The 5,639-nt window shown below is 71.9% G+C and carries 4 protein-coding genes and 1 pseudogene; 3 read left to right on the forward strand and 2 right to left on the reverse strand.

Annotation, left to right across the window (positions count from 1 at the left end; translation table 11 throughout):
* Positions 1-158, forward strand: a pseudogene (locus CCS38_RS00555) (cyclase family protein); the annotation flags it as partial.
* A 168-nt stretch (positions 159-326) separates the two neighbouring features.
* Here the strand turns inward: CCS38_RS00555 and CCS38_RS00560 are convergent.
* Entirely contained in the window at positions 327-1,196 is an 870-nt protein-coding gene (locus tag CCS38_RS00560; protein WP_223731189.1) for a lysozyme, read from the reverse strand.
* A 211-nt stretch (positions 1,197-1,407) separates the two neighbouring features.
* Between CCS38_RS00560 and CCS38_RS00565 the strand changes: the two genes are divergently transcribed.
* Positions 1,408-1,947, forward strand: coding sequence for a MarR family winged helix-turn-helix transcriptional regulator (locus CCS38_RS00565; RefSeq protein ID WP_223731190.1), 540 nt, complete (start codon positions 1,408-1,410; stop codon positions 1,945-1,947).
* 33 nt (positions 1,948-1,980) lie between these two features.
* On the opposite strand, the gene CCS38_RS00570 is transcribed toward CCS38_RS00565, so the two are convergent.
* Positions 1,981-2,826 carry a hypothetical protein gene (locus CCS38_RS00570; RefSeq protein ID WP_223731191.1) on the reverse strand — a complete coding sequence of 282 codons (846 nt, stop codon included), beginning with the start codon at positions 2,824-2,826 and terminating at the stop codon, positions 1,981-1,983.
* Positions 2,827-3,439: 613 nt separating this feature from the next.
* On the opposite strand from CCS38_RS00570, the gene CCS38_RS00575 reads away from it, so the two are divergent.
* A partial coding sequence (locus tag CCS38_RS00575; RefSeq protein ID WP_223731192.1) for a nitrate- and nitrite sensing domain-containing protein occupies positions 3,440-5,639 on the forward strand: 2,200 nt, incomplete at its 3' end.

Here is a 5,639-nt window from a genome sequence, read left to right on the forward strand (position 1 = left end):
CCGACGGCTTTGCGATCACCGAGGAACACCTCACCGCGACAGCCGAGGCGCACGGCGTCACGGTCGGCCGGGGCGACATCGTGGTGGTGCGCACCGGACGGCTCGCCAGGGCCCGACGCGAGGGATGCGGCGGAGGCGGGCACGGCCACCGCGAGGGCCGTGCAGAGCGTGGAGAGCAGCGTGATGCACCGGCGTATGCGCATAGGGGGGAGCCTCTTTCGAAGACGCGCAAGGAGGAGGGGGAGACAGGGCGCCGTGCCGCGAGGGCCTGCGGGAGGGGGCCGGCGCAGGTCCTCGCGGCACGGTGGGGGAGCCCTGTCGGCCTCTTACCCGTTCGCGAGCGCCTGGAGACGGTCGTACGCGCCGTTGAAGAGGTTGTGGTCGCCCACGGTCGGCCCGGTGGACGTGTACTGCCAGATGGTGTGGAAGCCCCAGCCGGCCGGGAGTTCACCCACCGAGGAGCCGTACCGCGGGATCCACAGCGGGTTGGTGCTGCCGAAGCCCGCGTAGTTGCCCGTGCACTGCTTCCACCAGTTGGTGGAGGTGTAGAGCACCGCGTCCCGTCCGGTGCGTGCCTTGTACGTGGCGAACCAGTCCTTCATCCAGTTCACCAGGGCGGTTGCGCTCATGCCGTAGCAGGTGGCGCCGTAGGGGTTGTACTCCATGTCGAGCGCGCCGGGCAGCGTCTTGCCGTCCTTGGACCAGCCGCCTCCGTGGTCCACGAAGTAATTGGCCTGGGCGGCGCCGGACGAGGTGTTCGGGAGCGCGAAGTGGTAGGCGCCGCGAATCATGCCGACGTTGTAGGACCCGTTGTACTGCTGAGCGAAATACGGGTTGATGTAGCTGGTGGATTCGGTCGCCTTGACGTAGGCGAACTTCACCCCGCTGTTCCACAGCGTCGACCAGGCGACGTTGCCCTGGTGGCCGCTGACGTCCACGCCTTCCACGGACGCCTGGACGGACGGCGCGACGGGGGCGCCGGTGCCGCCCTCGTGCTTGGCGACCTGCGAGCCGGCCCAGTCCTGGCCGGGATGGGTGGGCTCCGGCGCGTCCGTGCCGGGGGTGGCGGCGGGCCCGGCGGCGGTCGCGGTGCCGACGGTGCCGCAGAGCAGGGCGAGCAGGGTGAGGAGGATTGCGGCCACCGTGGCGGTGGGGCGCCGGTGGTGGCGGGCCGGGCCGGATCTGTGCACGCACATACGTGACTCCGTAGATCTCGGTGGGACCTGGGAGGGAAGGGGCTGACTTGGTGTGGTCATGCCATAAAGGACGATACGCGCGTAGAACAGACGCGGAAAGAGGGACCGGATGATTCCGTTGGTCTAATCCTGCGAAATACTGGCTCAGCTGCGGAATCGGCCGCCGCTGAAAAATTCTTTCATCGTCCGCAAAACGGGAAAGGGCGCTGACGTGCACAACACCGGAACCGACGGGGCGGCGGCGAAGCGGCCCGGCGCCATCGACGACCTCTTTCTGTCGCTGGAACACGAGTTGGCCGTATTCCTGCGCCGCGCCCGCGCCTCCTCCGGCGAGATGGCCCGCGAGGTCCACCCCGACCTGGAGCCCTCGGCGTACGGCCTGCTGCTCCGGCTCGCCGAGGCCGGCGAGCAGCGCGCCACCGAACTGGCCTGCTACTTCGGCGTCGGCAAGGCGACCATCAGCCGTCAGCTGCGGGCCCTGGACGACCTGGGCCTGGTGGCCCGCGAGAAGGACCCGGCCGACGGGCGTGCCGTCCTGGTCCGGCTCACGGACGAGGGGCTGGCCCGCTTCACCCGGGTACGCAGCGCCCGGCGTGACCGGTATGCCCGCCGGCTCGCCTCCTGGGACCGCGGGGAGATCGCCGAACTGGCGCGGCTGCTGCATCGGTTGAACGATGAACAAGAGCCGGAACAGGACGAGACGCAGGAGCAGCGGGACGAGGCGCGGGAAGGCGAGCCGGAACAGGGCTGACGCCGGGAGCGCGTCGCCGCCCGCGCCCCGCTCTCACAGCTCCGCGAACACCACCGCCGCGTCGTCGTGCATCTTGCCGCGCGGGAAGTCCAGCCCGTCCGCGTCGGCGTTCTCGGCCGCCCGCACCCGGTCGATGAGCGCCTGCGGCCCCTCCTTGCGGACCACGCCCAGGCAGTCGGCCCACGAGCCCTCGCGGAACACCTCCACCCACCGCCCGGCCCCGTCGCTCAGCGCGGTCAGTGAGCGGACCCGGTCGCGCGGCACGGTGCCGGTGACCGCGCGCGCCGCCACCGAAGGGTCGGCGGCCGCGGTCCAGAAACCCCCCTCGGCGTTGCGCAGCGCCTCGACCGCCGCCACGTACTCACGGGCCGCGGCCGCCCGTTCGGGAGAGCCCTCCGGCAGCGCCCGTACCGCGGCGCGCAGCTCGCCGACCGCGGCCGGCAGCTGTTCGAGGCGCTGGTCCAGTACCGCCTCGACCGTGCCGTCCGGTGCCTCGATGAGCAGTGCCGAGTCGGACAGTACGAGGTACTCCACGGCGTACGGGGACCAGCGCGCGGCGATGGCCGTGGCCTGCGGAGTCCGCCTGTGAGAAAGGTCACAGGTGTCGTGATGGGCCGTGGCGGTGCGTCCGATGGCTTCGGAGAGGGCTTCGGCGAGCGTCATGTCGCGGAGCGAACCGGACAGTTCGAGCATCGCGCCCCCGAGGCGCGCGGTGAACCACGGCACGTCGTGGCGGCACCCGAAGTCCTCCGGCGGCGGCGTCACGCCGTCGAGCAGAACGAGGACGCCGCCCTGCCCGGAAGCGGGCAGCGCTACTGATGCGTAGTCCTCGTTGGGGCGTTGGGGGTCGCCGGGCTCGGTGGCGAGTTCGATACGCATGAGGGCAAGCATGCCGGAGTGGCGGGAAGAGGCCGGGGAAGGGCCGGGTAAGGGCGTCCGGAATGCGGTGAATCGGGGGCGTGGCGCGTGAACGGCGCCAATTCCGGCCCCGGGAGGGGGCAAAGGGCCGCTCCGTAAAATGCGGGCGGGCATCTTGCCAGGACCCGGACGGTTCTCCAAACCCGCCCGCTGATGGCCTACTGTTGCGCCCCACAGCGGAAGTTGATGGTCAACTTCCGATTGATGTTCACTCATTCAGGTGGCCGGGCAGGCGTTGCCGGGCCACCGCGCGGCGCCGGTGAAATGGTCGTATTCCGGATCATGGGTGGGGCCATTCCCTCATCGCGACGCGCACAGCCGGACTGTCTGCCCGGCGGGGGCGTGAGGTGCTGAGGACGCGCCGCAGATCCGCCTTCCGGGGAGAACGGCCGGGTCCGCAAGGCCACACACGGCGTGGGCAGGCGAGACAGGATTGCGAGCAGCGGTGCGGAAGAAGCGGCTTCGGGGTGACGTGGTGGAGCCGGGAACACCGGCCGGCCCGGCCAGGTCCGGTACGGACGGTGACCGCGCGGGCGGGCGTCCCGCGCGCGTGCGCAACAGGCTCATAGGGGCTGTGGCGGTGGTCGCGGTCGCCGTCATGGCCGTCGGCACGCCCGTCATCGCCTCGGCGACACAGGACGTGGACGGCTCCCAGGAGCTGGTCGACCTCGGCGAGCTGAACGCGCGCGCGGTGACCCTCTCCCACTCCCTCGCGGACGAGCGCGACGCCATGACGGTCTATGTCGCGGGAGGCCGCACGACGCGCGCCGGAGGTGGCGTGTCGGAGGCCCAGCGGGCCCGCGTGGACCGGCAGATCAAGGACCTGCGCGCCGAGGCGGCGGAGAGCTCCGCGGAGACCGCGGCGTTCGGCGACGCCGGCAAGCTGCTCGACTCGCTGCCCAAAATCCGTCAGCAGGGGCTGACCGGTGCGGGCAGCGCCCTGACCACCTTCAAGTCCTACACCGCCACCATTCAGGCACTGGACGCCATTTCGGCCGACATCGCCCGCCGGGTGCCGCCCCGGGCCACCGCGGCCGGCTCGCACGCCGAGGCCCTGCCGCTCCTCGCCCGCGCCACCGAACAGGCGTCCGCGACCCGCGCGCTGCTGCTCGCCGGGCTGGCGAGCGAGGGCCGGGCGACCGACCTGTCCGCCGCGGCCCAGCAGTCGCACGTACGCGAACTGGCCTCGCTCGCCGACTTCGCGCAGAACGCCGGCGACGACACCCGGGACAGCTACGACCGCACGGTCAACGGCACCGACGTCGACACCGCCGAGCGCTACCTCGACAAGCTCACCGACGAGCGCCGGCTCTACCCCCTGGACCTCCAGCTCGACCGGAAGCGCATCGAGTCCAGCACCGCCACGCGGGTCGGCCTGATGCGCAGCGTGGAGTCCTCGCTGAGCACCGCCGAGGTGAAGGCGATGGCGAAGCTCCGGGACGACGACGTCACCTCGCTGGAGATCCGCATCGGGCTGGTCGGGCTCTGCCTGCTGCTCGCCGTCGGCATCAGCATCTGGGCGGCGCGCACGATGACCCAGCCGCTGTCCGCGCTGCGCCGCGGGGCCGCGCGGGTCGCCAAGGACCCGGCCGACGAGAAATCCATCGAGTACAAGGGCCGCAACGACGAGTACGCGCAGACCGTGCGCTCCGTCAACGCGTTGCACGCGCAGGTCGCCGAGCTGGCGCGGACGGCCGCCGAGGCGGAGGGCGAGCGCGCCCGGATGGCGAGCGGCCGCAAGCGGCTGGCCGCCGAGCGCGACGTACTGCTGGAGGAGCGCGACGACCTCACCGAGCGGCTGGCCGCGCTGCGCTCCGGGGTGAACAACCGGTTCGTCAGCCTCGCGATGCGCACGGTCGGCCTCGTCGAGCGCCAGCTCGCCGTCATCGAGGGCCTGGAGGAGAAGGAGCAGGACCCCGAGCGGCTGGAAACGCTCTACAAGCTCGACCACTTCGCCGCGCGCGTCCGCCGGAACAGCGAGAACCTCCTCGTCCTCTCCGGCTCCGAGCACAGCAACCACAACGCCGTGCCGGTGCCGCTGCTGGACGTGCTGCGCGCCTCGATCAGCGAGATCGAGCGGTACGAGCGGGTGCGCATCCAGTCGCTGCCGCCGCACTCCCAGATCGCCGGCTTCGCCGCCGACGACGTCAGCCACCTCGTCTCCGAGCTGCTGGACAACGCCACGGCGTTCTCGCCGCCGGACGCCCACGTCGAGCTCTCCGGCTGGCTGCTGGAGAGCGGCGAGCTGATGCTCTCGGTCCAGGACCAGGGCATAGGGATGACCGCCGAGCGGATGGCGGAGCTGAACCAGCGCCTGGCGGACCCGGAGACCGCGACGTCCTCGGAGACGGTCGACGAGGCGCTCGGCCTCGGCCTGTACGTCGTCGTACGGCTCGCCGCGCGGCACGGCGTCCGCGTCCAGCTGCGCGACCAGCAGCAGGGCGGCGTCACCGCCGTCGTGGTCCTGCCGAAGTCCATCCTGCCGACCCGTCCGACGCCGGCCGCGGCCGCGCAGCCGGGCACGGTGCAGACCGGGCCGACCCTGCCGGGTTCGGTCGCCGAGGCGAACTCCAACGCGCTGCCGACGCGCGGCCAGCGGATGCTGCCGCCGCAGCGGGAGCAGCAGGCTCAGCCGCAGCAGCCGAAGCATGCCCAGGAGCAGCAGCCGCAGCAGGCTCAGCCGCAGCAGCCGCAGCAGCCGACGCAGCAGGAGCGGCCGGCGCCGGCTCCGATGGGCGATCCCCTCACGGATCCCCTGCCCGACCCCCTTACGG

Source organism: Streptomyces purpurogeneiscleroticus (assembly GCF_020024005.1).
GTDB classification, from domain to species: Bacteria; Actinomycetota; Actinomycetes; order Streptomycetales; family Streptomycetaceae; genus Streptomyces; species Streptomyces purpurogeneiscleroticus.